The sequence below is a fragment of the Allorhizobium undicola ORS 992 = ATCC 700741 genome, assembly GCF_000621665.1.
Classification (GTDB): Bacteria; Pseudomonadota; Alphaproteobacteria; order Rhizobiales; family Rhizobiaceae; genus Allorhizobium; species Allorhizobium undicola.
The window spans coordinates 38,864-58,326 of sequence record NZ_JHXQ01000008.1 but is presented as its reverse complement, the minus strand read 5'-3'; the positions used below and the strand labels follow the sequence as shown (position 1 = coordinate 58,326).

Genomic DNA, 19,463 nt, shown 5'->3' with positions numbered 1-19,463 from the left:
TCATTATCCTTCTCGATGAAAATTGGCCTCTGAACTTTTCACGTCTTGCAGGCCCGCAGAAAAACCCGGCGAGCGGGCTTCTCCGGCTGAGCCTGACCCGGATGCAACCACCGGAAGGTCCGGGAACTTTTTCCTCCGGCGCAGGCGGGCGGCAAGCCTTTGCAGGCGCGCCGCAATCGGCATTTTCAGGTGGCGAAGGGCCGCAGGCCGGGACAAAGCCGCCCGCAATGCGCCCGAAGGCGAGCGCGCCTTCAGCGCGTCGATGAGCGCAATGAAGGCAAGCGCTTCCTTGAGGCTTGCGGTACGGCGGCGCTGCGCCCTTTCTGCCGCACCAGACAGGCGATAACGCGCGATAAAGCCGCGATCGGCCTCCAGCATGGCCTCGACATGGTGGCCTTGCAGCACCCGTGAAATAGAGCCCTGACGGATGAGGTAGACATAGCCCGGCTCCGGCTCCACCGCGCATTTTCCGCCTTCGGCCAATGCGCGGGCGAGCAGCAGGTAGTCCTCGCCGATCTTCAGCTTTTCATCGAAGCTCAATCCCTTTTCCAGCAGGAAGCTGCGGGAAAAAACCGGCTTGAGATAGCCAAAATTGTGCCGGGAGGCAAAAAGCACGTTGGAGGCGATAAAGCCTGCCAGATCAAGCTCCGGCATGGCGTGAAGCATGGCGCGGTCGAACATCACCCGCCTTGGCTGCTCCGGCTCCAGCACTTCGAGATTATCGACGACGATTTCGGCAGCGACCGCTTCCCCGCGGGCAATCATCCGGAAAAGGCGGTCGGGGCTTATGGTGTCATCGGCATCCACCATGGCCAGCCATTTGCCGCTTGCCGCAGCGATTGCCGCATTGCGGGCGCCACCGGGACCGCGATTTGACGCAAGAGCAACGAGCCTCACGCGCTGATCGGGGTTTGCCGCCACGATTTCGCGTGTCCGGTCCTGCGAGCAATCGTCTGCAACGATGACTTCAAGACTGACATTGCGCGAGGCCAGCACGCTTTCAAGCGTTTCAGCAATCGTGTCCTCGGCGTTATAGGCGGCGATGATGACGGAAACATCGATCATGACGCGGCGGCTCCCAGCGTGCCATATTGATCGATCTCACGAAAGCCGAGAAGGCCCGACATGGCTCCCACATGCAGCAGGCCGCGCAGGACGAAGCGGTTGCGCCGGATTGGAGCAAAGGCGCCAGCAGCCGCCCCCGCAAAACAGACGCCAGCCTTGGCAAGCGCAAGAAAAAATGCGCCGAACCTGCCCGCCATTCCCCTGCCCTCGGCCAAAAGCCGCCCATGGGTCTGGCCCATGCGATAGCGGCGCTTGGCAAGCCAGGCAAAGCTGGCGCGCTGCGGCGTGACCGGCTCCTCCAGCCAGGCATTTTCGGCATAGGCAATCATCCCGCCCTGCCGGTGGATGTGGGTGAAGAACTCCGTATCCTCCCCACCCGTCTTGCCGAGCGCCAGATTGAAGCGGCGGCCGATCAGGCGCGAGGATTTCAGGTCGAGCAAGACGTTACACGTATAGCCGGTGATGATTTCACCGCGCACGAACACCGGAAAAGTTGAATGAAAGTCGCCTTGCTGCATCCAGCCGGGAGCGGCATCGCCATAGGTGGCGCGAACCGGCCCCAGAACGGCGTCCGCGTCGGTCTTTCGCGCCACGGCGAAAAGTTCGCTCAGCCAGGTCTGCGTTGCAATTTCATCGTCATCGATAAAGGCGAGATAATCGGCATCGCTGGCATCGAGAACCGCATTGCGGGCAATGGAGATATTGCCCGCCGGGCAATGAACATAGCGCAAGCCGCAGGCAAGGCGTGGCCGAAGCCGATCCACCAGCGCCGCGGCGGTGGGGGTTTCGTCATTATCCGCCACGATGATTCGCAACGATACGCCCTCGGGCGCATCCACGCCGGTCAACGACAGAAGCGTTGCCTCCAGCGCCGGACGGCGAAAGGTGCAAATCCCAATGTCGATCCTCAGCGGGGCAGAGGTCACGATGCCACCTCCTGACCGGGGCCAAGCGGAAGCGTCCGACGGCGGTTGCCGCCCAGAACCTCCCGCCAGAAGCCTGCCGACCACGCAAAATGCATGATCATGGCTGAAATGGCCGCCAGAAGACCGAGAGACTCGCCCTGGCGCACCGTCATCCATGCACCGTAGCCAAGGCAGGCGGCCATCCAGATCAGAAGCGGCACCACCGCCAGCCAGTGAATGGCGGCAAGCAGAGCCAGCACGGCAACCGGCGCAACGGAGAGCGGTATCAACTGGCGCAGGCTTGGACGTGAGCGATGCTTGAGGAAATTCTGGGCACGGCCCCGGCCATAGCCGTAATATTGCCGGAACAGCGGACCCGCACTGGAGCGGGGATAATAGATCATGCTGGTATCGGCCGTCATCCACACGCGAAACCCGGAGAGGTGCAGACGATAATCGAATTCGGCATCCTCGTTGTGGCGAAAGGCCTCGTCATAGCCGCCCACCGCCCGGAAGGCGGAAATACGCATGAGCGCGTGGTGGCCGTGATCGGTCCAATGGCTTTCGGCACCGGTCCGGTGCTTGGAGCCGCCATTGCCGAGCTTGGAGTTCTGGGCGAGCGCGGTGGCCTTCTGGAACATGCCGAAGCCGACCGTCTGCATTCCAACCACCACGGAGTCTGCGCCGGTCCGCAGGGCTTCCGCCACCAGGGCCTGGCAATAATCCTCTGGATAGGTGCCATGCGCATCAATGCGGATCATATAATCGTAATCGCCGCCAAAGCGCGCTACCGCCAGATTGACCGCCGCACTCTGGATGCGCTTGGGATTGTCCAGCAGCTTGACGCGGGAATTGTCCAGCAGAATGCGCGCCATGATGTCCTTGGTGGCATCGGTGCTGCCGCCATCGGCAACCACGATTTCCGCGTCGAGGTCTTCGAGCGCGCGGGACAGATTGGCAATAACGCCCTCGATGTGCTTTTCCTCGTTGAGGCAGGGAATGACGATCAGGCAGCGCACGGATTTCAGGTTTTCAGCCATCTTGGGCATCCACTTCAAGTGAGGAGCGGTAAGGGGTCATGCTGCCTTGCAGGCCTGCCGCAGGCGTGGGCAGGCCCTGGGCCAGATTACGCAATCGCTGAACCAGCGCCTCGCAATCGCGCCGGCCAGCCGTGAAATCCTCCGGCTTTGCAGCCGCAAGCGCCGCAAGGGCTGCGTCATAGGCCGGGCCGGTCATGGCATCGAAAAGCTGCACCAGCGCATCCGGATCGGCACGTTCCAGCGCAAAGCCCAGTCCCTTGCCACCCAAGGTCCGGGCTGTCTGCGTGCCGGCAAAGGCAATGGGCACCGCGCCATGGCGGCAGCTTTCATACAGGCGGTTTGGCAGGAGCCAGCTCGAATTCTGGCCTTCCTCGTAAAAATCGATAGCCCAGGCAAAATGCGCCTGCCCGTAGATCCTCTCCAGATCCTCGGGATTTTTGTAAGCCCCGTGAAAGTGCATGTAGGGTTCGGCAGCAATGCGGGCATCGAAATCCGGCAGCACCGCATAGGAGGGACGGCCACGCAAATCCACCTGTACCCGACCCTGCATGGCGCGGGAAAAGGCCGCCAGAAGCTCCAGCGATTTGGCGCAGCGCAAGGCGCCGAACCAGCCGATCCGCCAGGGTTCGTCCGGCGCCGGACGCCGTTGCGGCGGCGGCGCAACCTGTCTGTCGGACAGGTCGAGAACCTTGTTTTCCATCAGCATGACAGGAAGATCGACCGAGGAGAGGGGCTTGAAGTAATGCTCGACGAAAGCAGGCGAACTGGTCATCAGCAAACGCGCATCCCGCGCCAGCCAGCCTTCCAGGCCGCGAAGCATACGCCCTGCCGCATTCTGCTTGAGAAGCAGCCGGTGGATGTCGAGACACTCATAGACAATGGGCACGGGCGGGCCAAAAAGCGCCGAGGCCCGCCGCGCCACGGCAAGCATTTCCAGATTGCGGGCGAGAATCACATCTGGACGCGGCAGGAGACCGAGGGTTCTGCCAGCGCCCGCCACGGCCTTGACCACGGCAGCGATCCGTTGTGCGAAGCGTCCATCGGCAGTCGTGCCCAGCTCGATCGGCATGACGCCTTCAACCGCCGCCAGATCGTTACTGTCACGCCTGAAACCGGCGAGCATCACCTCCGCTCCCCCGGCCACAAGCATCAGAACGCGCCGGCGGATGGCCGGATCGGCAAGATCATGCGCCAGATAAAGCACACGAAGGCTCATGAATTCCCTCTCTCTTACTTATCCCCGTGGCCGGAACGTCCCTTGTTCCGGGTCTCTCATCCCTATGGCGGGAACGTCCCTTGTTCCGGTGGGGGCCAGGCCAGCGCTCAGTTCAATTTACAGGCTACCGATTCCGGAAACTGGCACTTGTCGCCCTCCGCCGTGAAAGCAACGCGATCCACCCGCATGGTTTGCGGGCCGTCATAGTGAAAGCGGCCCATCCAGTCGTTCAGCTTTTCCGTGCCCCAGAGACTGAAAAAAATCTTCTGCGGGTTTTGCGGCAGTTTTGCCGGGTCCGTCACGTCATTCACCAGTGCGCCGTTTACGTAAAAGCGCAGCCTGTCCTTTTGCCATACAAAGGCATAGTCATTGAATTTCGTCTGGGCTCCGCCCGGCACATCGGCCATCTTTTCGTTGCCGCCCTTGGCGGAAACATATTGATTGACCTGGACTTCGTTGAGATTCTTGCCAAGCACTTCAAAGTCGATCTCGTCATGGGGCTTTTTGTCCCGCGGACCGATGAAGGTGAAAAAGGCTGAATTCAAGCCGGATCCCTGGGCAGATTGCACCCGCGCCTCATAGGTGCCGTATCCGAAGGTTTTGCGGGTTTGCAGCTCCGCGCACGCATATTCGCGGTCCTTGATCAGCCGTTGATCGAACACCATCTCCAATTCGCCATTGGAAGCCTTCAGGTTTCGCTTGGACCAAATGCAGTTCTGATGGTCGCCATTGCTCCAGCCATCCGAAATATACCAGCGTTTGAGGTCCAGCCCATCGAAATTATCGACGAAAGAGCCGCCGGTTTCTCCTTCGCGTGGCGGCTTTGCCTCCTGCGCGATGGCAGCGGAGACAAAGGAAAGGCTGGCCACGACAAGACCGGCAGCAACAAGGGGGATGGCGATCTGCAATGATTTCATCGTCTGTCTCCCTGGACTTTTGCAGCGTCGGATACGGAGCACGGCAAAGCTCTCAGCCGCCGCATATGTTCCGTTTCTTACCTTCACCTTATGGGAATGTGCCTCGAAAAATATGGCAGTGCAGCAAAAAAATTTACGTTTTGTTTGCCTATTTGCCCGGACGCTGCGCGACCGCACGCCCCACAGCTCCCGAACATTCCAAGGAATTTGAACCTTTTCAATCGGTTATATTCATTGCAAAATCCCTATGGGTTGTTTTAACCATGAGATGATTTTCCGTGGACCCTTGCCTTTTGCTCGGGCCATAAGCCGCATTCCATGCGGCTCCCATCTCACACTCTGCCATTTTTGGGCTGCCGCCCGGCCGTTGACAACCGGCCATGATCGGCGTCGCAACCAGCCTCAGGCCTGGTCGCCCTCGGCCCTGGCTGGCAAAAGAAAGCGCAAAGCATTGGCAGGCGCCGTAGCCGCCTGGCGCTTTTGCCCCATTAGCGCCTCCTGTTTGTCGCGCAGAATGCCGCCGACAATGGCCGGAAGGGCTTGCGGCTTGCCAAGTGCATAGAAAAGGGCGGAGAAAGGCCCGCTATTGTTCTTGAGATCGAGAAAATGGCGCAATTCATAGCGCCCGCGGATATGCTGCTCATGCTGTTGCAGCAGCGCCGTCTGCCGCTCGTCCAATCCACCGGATCGCAGGATCGCCTGATCGGCCTCGTAAAGCCGCCGAAGGTCTTCCGTCCTGTGCTGACCGCTGAGCGAATCATGCCGCACGACGGCACCGTAACCGCAGCTGTGAATGATCTTGTAGCGAGCACCTGCCACCAGCGCACGAACATAGAGGTCGTAATCCTCACCAAGGCGCAGGGCTTCATGGTATCGCAACCCGTGACGGAGCAGGAAATCGCGCCGCATGACAGGCTTCAGAAAGCCGATTTCACCGCGCTCAGCACCCCGCCGGGAAATATTGCCTTCGATAAAGGCCGCAAGTTCCAGCATTCGTGCATCGCGGCGGAAGCGGCCCACGCCCGAATGCACTTCGCCGATATTCTGCTCTTTCACGAAAACGATATTGTCGGCGATGAAGTCCCATCCATCTTCGGCCAACATCTGTGAAAAGCGCCCCGGCAGGAAAAAATCATCGGCATCGAGAATGGCAAGAAGTGGCGCCGTCGATGCCTCAATGGCGTGATTGCGGGCGGCTGCGGGCCCTTGATTCACATCGAAGCGCAAGATCTGCAATCGTCCGCTGCCATCGTCGGCCGCCAGCGCTTCCGCTCCTGTTCCGTCCGTCGAACCGTCATCCACCACGACCACTTCGGCCGTTTCGGGCTCGGCCAGCGCCGAGCGAACGGCGCGCCCGATGGTGGCCGAAGCATTCTTGGCGGCAATGATGACACATACCTTGGAGTTAATGGCCGAGGCGTTAATGGCCGTCGATTGATTGGCGTTGGAAAAATCGGACATCACGGTCTCCGTGCTGCAACGAGCGGCCAGAGTGACCGCCAGCTTTCATGCGTGGAGAGGGCGCAACCTTCAGAGGGCGAACCAAAAGCAACGCCAAAAGTTACGGATCACCACGCACACATAAGCGAGCAGGAACGCATCCCACTCGCCGCTCAGGCCCGGAGTGTGTCTGAAAACCTTTCATTAGGAAAGGGCAGAAGATCAATGATTGCGAAGCGCACCCTGCGAATGCTTCGGCAAAGCGGTGACGCCGAGGCTTTCGCTGCGGGCATCTTCCCGCCGCTGACCGGCGGACTGAGCGGCACGTTCCCTCGCTTCTTTCGCGACCAGCAGGACAACTGCGCAAAAATAACCAAGCTGAAGAATGACCGCACACAAAATCGTCTGGACCACCGTCGATCCTACAGACCCGGTCAGACAGTAGATACAGGTTGCGAATAGTATCAACACCCCACACATACTGAAAAAGACTTTAGGCGCCTTCATCATATCAGCCTCCTCCCGGATGACGATTGTATCGAGCATGTCCGTCGCCTTCTCCCCAGAGGCTGCAACCAATATATGGTGCAATGCCCGAGCTTTCAATCTTTACCGCGGGACGATCTGCGCGCCGCTGCCGTGACCTGTCTTATAACGGGTAAGACTTTCGGCTCCGTTACGCCAATAGGCGGGATTTTCTCTGGCGAATTAAGAAATTCCTAAGCAATTCCATTGCTTGAGACCCCAGGCCGATTCCCGGCGGACTTCTGGCTTTCTCGAATGAAATCGATTTAATTCGGCGCCGAAAATGGCTCGAAGTCTCACTTTTGCCTTACCGGAACGCTGAGGATTTTAGTTAATCCGATCACGAATTGTTACAATATCAGCACATATTAATAAACACATATGCAGTGCAGTATAATGTTGCGATGCAATATCCCCTGTCTAAGGCTTCCAGAGTTTTACGGATATTTTGCCAAATTGGGGCATTTCTGTGTTAGCTATGTTGTGCAGCTCTAAATCTCGAATAGAAAAGATTCCTGACTTGGGAAGGTTCGCAACCTCTACACAAATATACCCAAATATGGAGGGAATCGCTTTCGCGTTAACCGGAATATATACTTAGGATATATTAACGATAAAACATATCTCAAAAACGCTATCATTCCAATCGACGGAAGGTTTTGCGCAGGGTGACTTGCTAAGGACGCAATCTCACCACACACTATGCGCAACAAAGCAGGTGTCCGCTCCGGACCCGAGCAATCGCCCACGTAAATGGAGTCACCTCTATGAAGTCCGCGACCAGATCGGCGAGCACGCCGTTGTTCACATCGATTTCGGCTGACGCACAGCCGGTCGGCGGCATCTCGAAGAGAAGCCTCGACATTTTCATTGCCTCCGTTGCGCTGCTCCTGTTCAGCCCCCTCTTCCTGCTGATCGCAGCGCTGGTGAAGTTTACCGATGGCGGTTCCGTTTTCTACGGCCATCGCCGGGTGGGCCATAACGGCCAGCAGTTTCGCTGCCTGAAGTTCCGCACCATGGTGCCCAATGGCGACAAGGTCTTGCAGGAACATCTCCGCAACAATCCGGAAGCCTATGAGGAATGGCGCGCCACGCGCAAGCTCCAGAACGATCCGCGCGTCACCGTTGTCGGCTCGGTTCTGCGCAAGCTCAGCCTTGACGAACTTCCCCAGCTCTTCAACATTCTGCGCGGCGAGATGAGCATTGTCGGCCCGCGCCCCGTCGTGGAAGACGAGCTGGAAATGTATGACGCCGCCGCACATTACTATCTCCAGACCCGCCCCGGCCTCACCGGCCTCTGGCAGGTCAGTGGCCGCAACGACGTATCCTACGATACCCGCATCGCCATGGACACGCAGTATGTGAAGACATGGTCGCTGTTTCAGGATATGCTGATCATCATCAAGACCGTTCCGGCTGTGTGCTTGTCTCGCGGCAGCTATTGAGCAATGGTCGATTGACGGATCCCTTCTGGCAGGCGGCGCTTTTCCCACCGGAAGCGCCGCGGGACGCCCCGCAGAACGCATTTGTCCGTCTTGCGAAGATATTGTGCCTGAAGGCCCGTTGCGGCCTTTTCGAGTATCATGACAGGAGTAGCCATGAAGGCTGACCGTAACGCCTTTAAACCCTCCATGTCCACCGCCCGCAGCCGCCTCTTGCCGGCAGCGCTTCTGGTCGTCATGGGGCTGCAATGGCCAGCTGGCGCCCAGGCCGACGAATACCATCTCGGCGTCATGGACAAGCTGAAGGTGCGCGTGGCTGAATGGCAAACCGCCGAAGGCACCGTGCGTGACTGGGTTGCCATCAGCGGTGATTACGCCATCGGCACATCAGGAACCGTGTCCCTGCCATTCCTCGGCGAACTTCCCGCCTCCGGCCGCACCACTGCCGAGGTTTCCGAAGACATCGGCAAGCGGCTTCAGCAATTGTTCGGCCTGAGAGACCGCCCGTCAGCCTCGGTCGAAATTTCCGAATACCGTCCCGTCTTCATGACCGGCTCGGTCCAGAATCCTGGACAGTTTCCCTTCGCGCCCGGCATGACCGTGCTGAAGGCCGTTAGTGTTGCCGGCGGATTGCGGCGCATCGATGCGGGCCAGCGTTTCGCGCGGGATTTTCTTCAGGCCCAGGGTGACGGCGCCGTCCTCGTGGCGGATCGAAACCGCCTCCTCGTGAAGCGCGCCCGCATTCTCTCCGAAATGCAGGGCAAGGCCAGCCTCGAAGTGCCTGACGAGTTGAAAAACATTCCCGACCTGAAATCGATCGTCGAGTCCGAACAGGCGCTGATGAACTCACGCGGCACGAAGCTGCGGGTGCAATTGTCATCGCTATCCGACCTGAAGACCCTGCTGAAAAACGAGATCGATGCGCTCGCCAAAAAGGCGGAAACGCAAAATCGCCAGCTTGGCCTCGTGCAGGAAGATCGGGAAAAGGTCAACAATCTGAGCGAACAGGGCCTTGCCCTCAGCTCACGGCGGCTGGCCGTCGAGCAGCAGGTTTCCGATCTTGAAACCCGGCTTCTCGACATCGATACGTCCAGCCTGAAGGCCAAGCAGGATCTGAACCAGGCAACCCAGGACGAAACGACAACCCGCAGCGACTGGGATGCGCAGCTTGCCCAGGATCTGCAATCCACCGAAGCCGAACTGGACGAAATTGCCCTGAAACTTTCCACCAGCCGCAGCCTGATGGCGGAAGCATTGCTGCAATCCACCGAAAGCGCGGCGGCCAAGGGAAATGGCGATCAGTCCAACGTGGTCTATTCCATCGTGCGCGAAAAGGACGGCAAGCCGGTGGAAATGCCCGCCGAGGAAAACGCCCGCGTCCTGCCGGGAGATGTCATCAAGGTCACGGTGAAGCTCGACCAGCCCGCCATGCGCTGAGGCTGTGATGCGCATTCCCAAGGCGATCATTCTCGATAGCAACCGAAACGAACCCTATGCCATGGTGGCGACAGGGCTCTCCCTGTTCGTCTTCGCCTATTCCTCTATTTTCGGCCAGGTCAGTATTCTTGCCTATTACGGGCTTTGGTTCCTGCCGGTTCTGGTGAATTATCGCAAGGCGCTGGGAGATTACCGGCGATTTCTCTGGATCTACGCCTTTGCCGTGCTCGCTTTTCTATCGACCTTCTGGTCGGCAGCGCCCGGCACGTCGCTGCGCGCCTCCTTGCAATATCTCAGCCACATTTTCTGTGCGCTCGTTGCGGTGCGGGTGGTAGGGTTGCGCAGCTTCACACGCGGCACGATTTTCGGTACCGGGCTGGTGCTGCTTTATTCGCTTGCCTTCGGGCGCTACCAGTCCGATGCGCTGGACGGTTCCTTCAGCTTCGTGGGCGCCTTCGAATCGAAAAACCAGCTGGGTTTCTATGCCTCGCTCAGCTTTTATTTCGCTTTCGCTGCCGTCGTGATCCAGGCAGAGCGCAATCCGCTGCTCCTGTCTTGTTATGCCGTGATTTCCGCCATTGCGGGATATTGTCTGATTGCCTCGCAATCCGCGACGTCGGTGCTGACCGTGATCGTGATCATCATGGCGTCCCTCATCATGAAGGCGGTTTCCTGGCTCACGCCGCGCCATAGAACCGTGCTGTTCACCGCAGGCGCCATTTTCGGCACGGTAGCCGTTCTCGCCTTCATCTATGGGGGCGGCTTCGCGCTCATTCTCGGCGCTTTCGGCAAGGACACCACGCTGACAGGCCGAACCTATCTCTGGGGTCAGGGAATCGAAGCCATCAAGCTCAATCCCCTTCTCGGGACCGGCTATCAGGCCTATTGGGTGCAGGGATTTGCCGAGGCGGAACGGCTTTGGTTCGAATTCTACATCGCCACCCGCACCGGCTTCCATTTCCACAATACCTATATTGAGACAACCGTCGAGTTGGGTTTGACAGGCCTTCTGCTGCTCTGCCTCCTGATGCTGAACGCCCTGATCAGCACGCTACGGCAGATGCTGACCAATGCCCGCGATCCGGAAGCTGCGACACTTTTCGGGCTGACGCTGATGCTGCTGATCCGCTCCTTCGTGGAAATCGATACGCTCAATCCCTATCAGGTCGGCTCTTTCCTCCTGTATTTCGTCGTAGGACGCATGGCCTTGCGCCGCAGCGTCTCAAAAAGGCGGCGCAGCCCGCGAAACGATGATGCCTCAGACCACGCCGACACCGCATCTCCTGTCGCCATCAGGGGCAGCAGCACGGGTTGACGGCCCCAACACCATAAAAACCGGAAAGCCGGGGACCACTTTTCGGTCCGATGCTTTTTCCACGCATCGGATTAACCGAAAACCGGAGGCCACTTTTCGGTCCGATGCTTTTTCCACGCATCGGATTAACCGAAAACCGGAGGCCACTTTTCGGTCCGATGCTTTTTCCACGCATCGGATTAACCGAAAACCGGAGGCCACTTTTCGGTCCGATGCTGTATTCAAAGCATACCGCGCAGCGCCGCCTCAAGGCGGGCCAGGTCTTCCGCGCGGGACAGGCGGTGATCGCCGTCGCGGATCAGCGTCAACACCACATCGTCGGCAGGCAAGTGCTCCATCAGCGTCAGCGCGTGCTGGTAGGGCACATCCGGGTCCGCCATGCCTTGCAGGATATGCACGGGGCACCCGGTCTCGATCATGCCGTTCAGCACGCGATTGAGGCGGCCATCCTCGATGAGTGCGCGCGTGAAGATATTGGGCTGCGGACTATAGTCGGACATCTCCTCGAAAAAGCCCTTCTCTTCGAGATCACGCCTCTCCTTCTCGCCCAGATGCGGCTCTATCAGCGCGCTGGTGAAATCCGGCGCGGGAGCAATCAGAACGAGCCCCGCGACATCCACCGGATTCTGCCGTCTGGAAAGCTCCTGAAGCGCACGCAAGGCGATCCATCCCCCCATGGAAGACCCCACGAGCACAACCCGCCGGGGGCCGAAATGATCGATCACCGCCAGCGCCTCTTCCAGCCAGCGGGAAATGGTGCCATCCGTGAAGGCACCGCCAGACTGGCCGTGGCCGGAATAATCGAACCGGATGGCGGCGGCGCCCGTCTCGTCCGCAACGCGGTCCATTTCCAGCGCCTTGGTTCCACTCATGTCGGAACGGTAGCCACCAAGCCAGACGAATGCCGGCAAAGCCTCATTACGAGGCGCTCTGTAAAGCGCTGCAATGTCGCGCTCGAACCCCGAATGGCCCACCGTAACGCGCAAAGGGCGCAGCATCCTGTCAGACACCTGTGTCTCTTCTGTCATAACGCCTCCAAAAACAGCCAGCGCGCCATAAAACGGAATTGCAAGGGCGCAACGGCTGGTGATTTTCTCAATACTACATGCTAGAGTGCGCGCCGCAATGAAAGGGCCAGACAGGAATTTAACCGCTTCCCGGTAAGAGCCTGTTGGAGTAGAGTGGACCAGAAATGCAGGCTTGCGCATTCGCCGCAGGCCTCCTGGGCTATTCGGGTCCGTTCGATGCCCGCTGATTTTTCACACAAAGTCTGAAACGACTGAGGAGAATACGACCATTCGCAGACCGTTCAAAGCCGATGCCCCCGTCAAGGATGGGCCGCGCGCCAACCGGGAAATTCGCGTTCCCCGCGTCCAGTTGATCAACGAAGAAGGCCAGAATCTCGGCGTCTTGCAGACCGATCAGGCCCTTCGCATGGCAGAAGAGGCAGGGCTGGATCTCGTGGAGATCTCGCCGAATGCAGAACCGCCCGTCTGCAAGATCCTGGATCTTGGCAAGCTGAAATACGCCAACCAGAAAAAGGCGGCTGAAGCGCGCAAGAAGCAGAAGATCGTCGAAGTCAAAGAAATAAAGATGCGCCCGAACATCGACACCCACGACTATGAGGTGAAGATGAAGGCCATGAACCGTTTCTTCGAGGAAGGCGACAAGGTAAAGGTCACGCTGAAATTCCGGGGCCGCGAGATGGCCCACCAGGAACTGGGCATGAAGCTCTTGTTGCAGGTCAAGGAAGACACGCTCAGCATCGCCAAGGTGGAAGCCGAGCCCAAGCTCGAAGGCCGCCAGATGATGATGGTGCTGGCGCCGAAGTGACGGCCTTGCGCCCGGCGGACCGGTGAAGCTTGCGGCAGACGGCCAGGCCCGATGCGCCATAGCTCCCCCTACCCGCACAGGCCAGTAACGCAGCCAGGCGTGAATGCATCACCCGAAACCAGCGATTCCAAGAGACGAAAAAGGGAGCAAACGCTCCCTTTTTTCTTGTGAATCAATGCATTGACGCCAATCTGACGAAATGCTGACGGCCTTGTCAGCTTGCCGTCAGGGCGCATGGCCCATAAGTCTTCTCACAGGACAGGCACCCACGTCCCCACAACGTTCCCTGTCCTGATACCGACCCTATGCCCCTGGGTTGGACATCAGGTTATGATTGCCTGAGTGAAACTCCGCCGACTGCCACCGCATCGGCGGAGTTTCGTTATGGGGACACACACCCTTCGGCATGGCCCGGTCTGATGGATTCTGTGGGGTTTCGGGCGATTGAGGCGTCACCGGCGATTTCGGGAATCGGCAGCATGTTCTATCGTCCAGCAATGCGATTGACTGATTCGTTCCCGGTACGGCTTCTTGCACCCGCCCTTCTGGCGGTTTTCTGCGTCATGACCGTTGCCTCCGGCCCTCTCCAGGCCCGCGATCTTGCGCCGGGCATGAGGGGCGGCGGCCCGGTTGGCGGCGGCGGCCCGGCAGGCCCCAACGGTCCCAACGGCCCCGGCGGCGGCGGCAGCGACAGGCCCGATCCGTCGGCAGGCAATGGCGGCCCGGCACCGCTGTTCGGCAACCACCCGGATGATGACGACGACGATATTCATGAAAAAGCCCTTGAACGGGTTAGAAGTGGCGAATATCAGCCTCTCAGCTCGGTGATGCGCAAACTCCGCCTTCCCGAAGACACGATGATTATTGACGTTAACCTGCAAACGCTTGGCAACAACGACGTTTATGTGATGACGATCAAGGATACATCCGGCCACATACGCTCCGTCAGAGCCAATGCCCGAACCGGCGAGGCCTTTCCCTGATTTCCAGCTTATGATTGCCCCAGCCGGAGCCATATGCCGAAGAGTAGCTTTACAGCGCCGTGCGTTTTATCAAACGCACGGCGCTGTAACACTTTAAATCTGCTGCATAATTTTCACCTTAAATCGATTCCGATTTAAGGGATTATGCAGTAGCCTGCCGCACAAACCTTGCCTTTCTCGCTCCCGCCCGAATAGCGCGTTCTGCGGCCCGTCATCCATTGCAAAGCATGGCCTCGCTTCACCGCCAGAATGCCGGCTGACATTCTGTTTGGAATATACATTCCATTTTGCTAGAATGAATTTGCGGTGATGGCGGACCATGCCCCGAAGGGCGCCGCAATGAAGACGACGTGGCGCTCGCCAACACGCCTTCGGGGTCGCAGCTCAAGGACATTAGCTTCATATGCAGACAAGCCAGGCACCTGACACCATCAAGGCCTTTGAAGACCGGCTGGCGGATGTCACCGACCGCCTTCCGAAACGATTGAAGCAATGCGCCGATTATGTCGCGGCCAACCGGGACCGGATCGCCGTATCGACGGTTGCCGAAATGGCGGAGGGTGCGGGCGTGCAGCCATCCGCCTTCATGCGTTTCTGCCAGATCCTCGGCTTTTCGGGATTTTCGGAAATGCAGCGCCTTTTTCGCGATTCTTTCGTGGGCGGCTGGCCGGATTACACCACCCGCCTTCATCATCTCAGGGAGAGCGATGCCGGCAGCCCGTCAGCCCTTCTGGCCGAATTCGTAGAGGCTGGCCGCGTTTCGCTGGAAACCCTGCTGCAAGGCATAGACCCGGTAACGCTGGATCAAGCCGTGCGCGTTCTGGCCAAGGCGCGGCTCATCCACATCATGGGTCTGCGCCGTTCGCTGCCGGTTGCCAGCTACATGGCCTATGCACTGGAAAAGATGCAGGTGCCGGCCATGCTGCACGCAGCCGTCGGCAAGCTGGAGAGCCACCACGCCCTGCGCGAAGGCGATGCGCTTTTGGCCATAACCTTTGCCCCCTATTCCTCCGAAACGGTCGAACTGGTGGAATATGCGGAAACCCGTGGAATCCCCGTGGTGGCCATCACGGATACCGTCATCAGTCCGTTGCGCAAGCGCGACACCGTGACGCTGACCGTGCAGGAGGTTGATTTCGGGGCTTTTCGCTCGCTTTCAGCCACGCTCTGTCTGGCCATAGCGCTTTCGGTGGCCGTCGGCACGGCGCGGCAGGAAGATTGAATATTTGGATTGAAATGCGGAAAAATAGAATATAAAGTCCATTTTCATCCGAGACATTCCATTCAGTCTTTTGGCCGCTGGGCCTCGGGACCATTCGGTTATCAGGAGTAAGGAAGCCGTAACGCCACCGCGGCGGCTTTCAAGGGAAGCAGCATAACAACGGGGCGATGGAAAACCGCCCTGGCAATTGGTGGGGAGGAAACAGGTGTCTAAACTCGATCTGATCACGATCGGCCGGTCTTCCGTGGACCTTTACGGTGCGCAGGTTGGCGGACGACTGGAGGATATGGCCTCCTTCAACAAATATATCGGTGGTTCGCCCACCAATATCGCGGCAGGCACGGCCCGTCTCGGGCTGAAATCGGCCCTGATTACCCGCGTGGGCGATGAACACATGGGACGCTTCATCCGCGAGCAGCTTGCGCGCGAGGGCGTGGACGTGCGCGGCGTCAAGACGGATCCAAAGCGCCTGACGGCGCTGGTTTTGCTCGGCATCCGCGACGAAGAACAATTTCCGCTGATTTTCTATCGCGAAAACTGCGCCGACATGGCGCTGTGCGAGGACGACATCGACCCGGCCTTCATCGCCGAGTCCCGCTCGATCTGTGTCACCGGCACGCATTTGTCGCATCCCAATACGGAAGCAGCCGTTTTGAAGGCGCTGAAGCTTGCCCGCGAGAGCGGCGCAAAGACGGCCCTCGACATCGACTACCGCCCCAATCTCTGGGGCCTTGCCGGACATGGCGACGGCGAAAGCCGCTTCATCGAGTCGGCCGCCGTGACCGCCAAGCTGCAATCGACCCTGCATTGGTTCGACCTGATCGTCGGTACGGAAGAGGAATTCCACATCGCTGGCGGCTCCACCAATACGGTGGAAGCGCTAAAGGCGGTGCGCAAGGTTTCCAAGGCAACGCTGGTTTGCAAGCGCGGCGCCATGGGCGCGGTCGTTTTCGAAGGTGAGATCGGCGAAAGCCTGGACGAAGGTCAGACCGGACCGGGCTTCCCCATCGAGGTCTTCAATGTTCTCGGCGCTGGCGATGGCTTCATGTCCGGCCTGCTCAAGGGCTGGCTGACCGGCGAAGACTGGCCGACGGCTTTGAAATACGCCAATGCCTGCGGCGCCTTCGCGGTGTCCCGCCACGGCTGCACCCCGGCCTATCCGAGCCTGGAAGAGCTGCAATATTTCTACAAGACCGGCATCCGCAACAAGGCGCTGCGCAAGGATGAAGCGCTGGAACAGGTGCACTGGTCTACCAATCGCGATCGCGAATGGCCGCAGATGCGGGTTTTCGCCTTCGATCACCGGATGCAGCTCGAAGCCATGTGCGATGAGGCAGGCGTTTCCCATGACCGGATCGGCGCCTTCAAGAAGCTTTGCCTCAAGGCCGCGCTGAATGTTTCGGCAGGCCGCGAAGGCTACGGCATTCTCTGCGACAGCCGCCTTGGCCGCGAAGCCCTCTATCAGGCCTCCGCGACGGGCCTGTGGATCGGCCGTCCGGTCGAGTGGCCCGGTTCCCGCCCGCTGACGCTCGAGCCTGAGCTTGGCATCGATTACGGCGGTCTTTCCGAATGGCCGCTGGAAAACGTGGTGAAGGTGCTGTGCTTCTATCACCCCGACGACACGCCGGAAATGAAGGCCGAGCAGGAAGAAACGGTAAAGCGCCTTTTTGCCGCCTCCCGCCGCAACCGTCTGGAAATGCTGCTGGAAATCATTCCGTCCAAGGTCGGCCCGACCAATGACGACACGGCTGCGGTCATCATCCAGCGCTTCTACGACATCGGCGTTTACCCCGACTGGTGGAAGCTGGAGCCGATGAAGACGCGCGCGGCCTGGGCCAATGCCTGCGACACCATATCCCGCAACGATCCTTATACACGTGGTATTGTGGTTCTGGGCCTCGATGCACCGGCCGCCGAACTGGAGGAAAGCTTCAAGACGGCCGCCAGCTTCGATCTGGTCAAGGGCTTTGCGGTTGGCCGCACCATCTTCGGTGACGCCGCACGCCAATGGCTGGCTGGCAAGCTCAGCGACGAGGACGCCGTGGCCGACATGATGCGCCGTTACACGGACCTGTGCCAGGTCTGGGATCGGGCACGCGGCGGCGCGCAGGAACTGAAAAGCGCCTGAGAGCAAAGGCAGTTGCACGAAAGCGCAATCCGGTTTTGCGTCCGGAATTGCGGAAAAACTGAGAGCGAGAGCATTTCCGTGTGTTCAGTGAGGCGCGGAAATGTTCAACAGGCAGCCGGTAGAGAAACATGAGGTGGGAGGCTCACGCGAGCCGCCCAAAGGGAGAGAAACATGAAGACGGTGCGTTTGACCGCCGCGCAGGCGATGATGCGTTATCTCGCCAATCAGCTTACCCCGGAGGGCGTGCCCTTCATTTCCGGCGTCTGGGCCATTTTCGGACATGGCAACGTGGCAGGCATCGGTGAGGCCCTGCACAGCAACCGTGACATCGTCACGACCTGGCGCGGACAGAACGAGCAGTCCATGGCTCATGCCGCGATTGCCTATGCCAAGCAGCTCGGCCGCCGCCGTGCCATGGCCGTCACCTCCTCCATCGGGCCGGGTGCGGCCAACATGGTGACGGCTGCCGCGCTGGCGCATGTCAACCGCCTGCCGGTGCTGTTCATTCCCGGCGACGTCTTCGCCAATCGCGGTCCCGATCCCGTTCTCCAGCAGATCGAGGATTTCAACGACGGCATCATGACCGTCAATGACTGCTTCCGGCCCGTCAGCCGCTATTTCGACCGGATTTCCCGGCCCGAACATCTGCTGACCGCCCTGCCGCGCGCCTTCCGCACCATGACGGATCCGGCTGATTGCGGCCCGGTCACGCTGGCTTTCTGCCAGGACACGCAGGCCGAAGCCTATGATTATCCGGAAAGCTTCTTCGAGCCGAAGGTGTGGTATACCCGCCGTCCGCGTCCCGACGAGGAAGAACTGGCCCGCGCCATCGCCGCCATCAAGGCCGCCAAGAACCCTGTGATCGTTGCAGGCGGCGGCGTGCATTTCGCGGGTGCCTGCGACACGCTGCGTGCCTTTGCCGAAAAACATCAGATCCCCGTCGTCGAATCGCAGGCAGGCAAATCCGCCCTGCCCTGGGATGCGCCGATGAATTTTGGCGCCGTCGGCGTGACCGGCACGGCCTGCGCCAATGCGCTTTGCGAAAAGACCGATCTCGTCATTGGTGTGGGTACGCGCTTCCAGGATTTCACCACCGGCTCCTGGGCACTCTTCAAGAATCCCGGCCGCAAGCTGATGTCGCTCAACATCCAGCCCTATGACAGCACCAAGCATGAGGCGTTGCCGCTGGTTTGCGATGCAAAGATCGGCCTGGAAATGCTGTCCGAAGGGCTGGGCGACCTGCGCTTCCCGACCCCGGATGCCAAGCTGAAGTCGGACTGGTTCGCCATTGCCGATGCGGCGACGGCCGCTCCCGCCGATGCCAACAACCTGCCGACCGACATGCAGGTCATCGGCGCCGTGCAGCGTCAGTCCCGCGACAACACCGTGGTCATGTGCGCCGCCGGCACCATGCCGGGCGAACTGCACCAGCTGTGGAAGTCCAATCTGCCGCTTTCCTACCACATGGAATACGGCTTCTCCTGCATGGGCTACGAAGTTGCCGGTGGCCTTGGCATCAAGATGGCCGAGCCGCATCGCGACGTGATCGTCATGGTGGGCGACGGTTCCTACATGATGATGAACTCCGAGCTTGTGACGGCCGTGGCGCTGAACCACAAGATCACCCTCGTCATCACCGACAACCGTGGCTATGGCTGCATCAACCGCCTGCAAATGGGCGCCGGTGGCGCAGAGTTCAACAATATGTATGCCCATACGACCCATGTGGTCCCGCCGGAAATCGACTTCGTTGCCCATACGGCGGCAATGGGTGCCGATTCCCGCAAGGTTGCAAACATTGCCGAGCTGGAAGAGGCGCTGGCAGCCGCCCGCGAATCGACCAGAACCACAGTCATCGTCATCGACACCGACCCCTATCCGGCCATGGAAGAAGGCGGCTTCTGGTGGGATGTCGTCGTGCCGGAAGTTTCGGTACGTCAGGAAGTCAAGGACGCCCGTGTTCAATACGAGGCAAACCGCAAGGAAAGACAGTAA

At 59.5% G+C, this 19,463-nt stretch carries 16 protein-coding genes; 8 read left to right on the top strand and 8 right to left on the bottom strand.

What is annotated here, in order from left to right; all coding sequences use genetic code 11:
* Positions 1-3: 3 nt before the first annotated feature.
* The 7 genes from T424_RS20745 to T424_RS0110440 form a co-directional block, all read right to left on the bottom strand.
* The gene (locus tag T424_RS20745; protein WP_084268473.1) at positions 4-1,065 is read right to left on the bottom strand and encodes a glycosyltransferase family 2 protein; all 1,062 of its coding nucleotides are present in this window, start codon (positions 1,063-1,065) and stop codon (positions 4-6) included.
* Positions 1,062-1,991, bottom strand: coding sequence for a glycosyltransferase (locus T424_RS0110465; protein WP_051558919.1), 930 nt, complete (start codon positions 1,989-1,991; stop codon positions 1,062-1,064). Before T424_RS0110465 ends, T424_RS20745 begins: the two co-directional genes overlap by 4 nt.
* Positions 1,988-3,010 (bottom strand): glycosyltransferase family 2 protein, encoded by a 1,023-nt coding sequence (locus T424_RS0110460; RefSeq protein WP_037067415.1) that lies wholly within the window; start codon positions 3,008-3,010, stop codon positions 1,988-1,990. The genes T424_RS0110465 and T424_RS0110460 overlap by 4 nt, the downstream gene beginning before the upstream one ends.
* Complete coding sequence (locus tag T424_RS20740) at positions 3,003-4,226, bottom strand: glycosyltransferase (RefSeq protein WP_051558918.1); 1,224 nt, start codon at positions 4,224-4,226, stop codon at positions 3,003-3,005. The genes T424_RS0110460 and T424_RS20740 overlap by 8 nt, the downstream gene beginning before the upstream one ends.
* A gap of 107 nt (positions 4,227-4,333) precedes the next feature.
* Positions 4,334-5,143, bottom strand: coding sequence for an endo-1,3-1,4-beta-glycanase ExoK (gene exoK, locus T424_RS0110450; protein ID WP_037067391.1), 810 nt, complete (start codon positions 5,141-5,143; stop codon positions 4,334-4,336).
* A gap of 402 nt (positions 5,144-5,545) precedes the next feature.
* Positions 5,546-6,604, bottom strand: coding sequence for a glycosyltransferase family 2 protein (locus T424_RS0110445; protein ID WP_051558917.1), 1,059 nt, complete (start codon positions 6,602-6,604; stop codon positions 5,546-5,548).
* A gap of 201 nt (positions 6,605-6,805) precedes the next feature.
* Entirely contained in the window at positions 6,806-7,129 is a 324-nt protein-coding gene (locus tag T424_RS0110440) for an exopolysaccharide production repressor protein (RefSeq protein WP_245269514.1), read from the bottom strand.
* Positions 7,130-7,875: 746 nt separating this feature from the next.
* Here T424_RS0110440 and T424_RS0110435 point away from each other — a divergent pair.
* From T424_RS0110435 to T424_RS20735, 3 genes are all read left to right on the top strand, one after another.
* A complete protein-coding gene (locus T424_RS0110435; protein WP_027487678.1) occupies positions 7,876-8,553 on the top strand; it encodes a sugar transferase in 678 nt (225 codons plus the stop codon).
* 153 nt (positions 8,554-8,706) lie between these two features.
* Complete coding sequence (locus T424_RS0110425; RefSeq protein ID WP_154664873.1) at positions 8,707-9,987, top strand: polysaccharide biosynthesis/export family protein; 1,281 nt, start codon at positions 8,707-8,709, stop codon at positions 9,985-9,987.
* A 7-nt stretch (positions 9,988-9,994) separates the two neighbouring features.
* Complete coding sequence (locus tag T424_RS20735) at positions 9,995-11,302, top strand: O-antigen ligase family protein (protein WP_084268472.1); 1,308 nt, start codon at positions 9,995-9,997, stop codon at positions 11,300-11,302.
* Positions 11,303-11,523: 221 nt separating this feature from the next.
* On the opposite strand, the gene T424_RS0110415 is transcribed toward T424_RS20735, so the two are convergent.
* A complete protein-coding gene (locus T424_RS0110415; RefSeq protein ID WP_084268471.1) occupies positions 11,524-12,330 on the bottom strand; it encodes an alpha/beta hydrolase in 807 nt (268 codons plus the stop codon).
* Positions 12,331-12,598: 268 nt separating this feature from the next.
* Here T424_RS0110415 and infC point away from each other — a divergent pair, with 268 nt between their 5' ends.
* The 5 genes from infC to iolD all read left to right on the top strand — a co-directional run bounded on the left by infC (position 12,599) and on the right by iolD (position 19,463).
* Positions 12,599-13,135, top strand: coding sequence for a translation initiation factor IF-3 (gene infC, locus T424_RS0110410; protein ID WP_027487674.1), 537 nt, complete (start codon positions 12,599-12,601; stop codon positions 13,133-13,135).
* Positions 13,136-13,638: 503 nt separating this feature from the next.
* Complete coding sequence (locus tag T424_RS22860) at positions 13,639-14,118, top strand: hypothetical protein (RefSeq protein WP_154664872.1); 480 nt, start codon at positions 13,639-13,641, stop codon at positions 14,116-14,118.
* A gap of 403 nt (positions 14,119-14,521) precedes the next feature.
* Complete coding sequence (locus T424_RS0110400) at positions 14,522-15,340, top strand: MurR/RpiR family transcriptional regulator (protein WP_027487672.1); 819 nt, start codon at positions 14,522-14,524, stop codon at positions 15,338-15,340.
* A gap of 205 nt (positions 15,341-15,545) precedes the next feature.
* The gene (locus T424_RS0110395; protein WP_027487671.1) at positions 15,546-17,468 is read left to right on the top strand and encodes a bifunctional 5-dehydro-2-deoxygluconokinase/5-dehydro-2-deoxyphosphogluconate aldolase; all 1,923 of its coding nucleotides are present in this window, start codon (positions 15,546-15,548) and stop codon (positions 17,466-17,468) included.
* Positions 17,469-17,639: 171 nt separating this feature from the next.
* Positions 17,640-19,463: a 3D-(3,5/4)-trihydroxycyclohexane-1,2-dione acylhydrolase (decyclizing) gene (gene iolD / locus T424_RS0110390; protein ID WP_027487670.1), complete on the top strand. Its 1,824-nt coding sequence runs from the start codon at positions 17,640-17,642 to the stop codon at positions 19,461-19,463.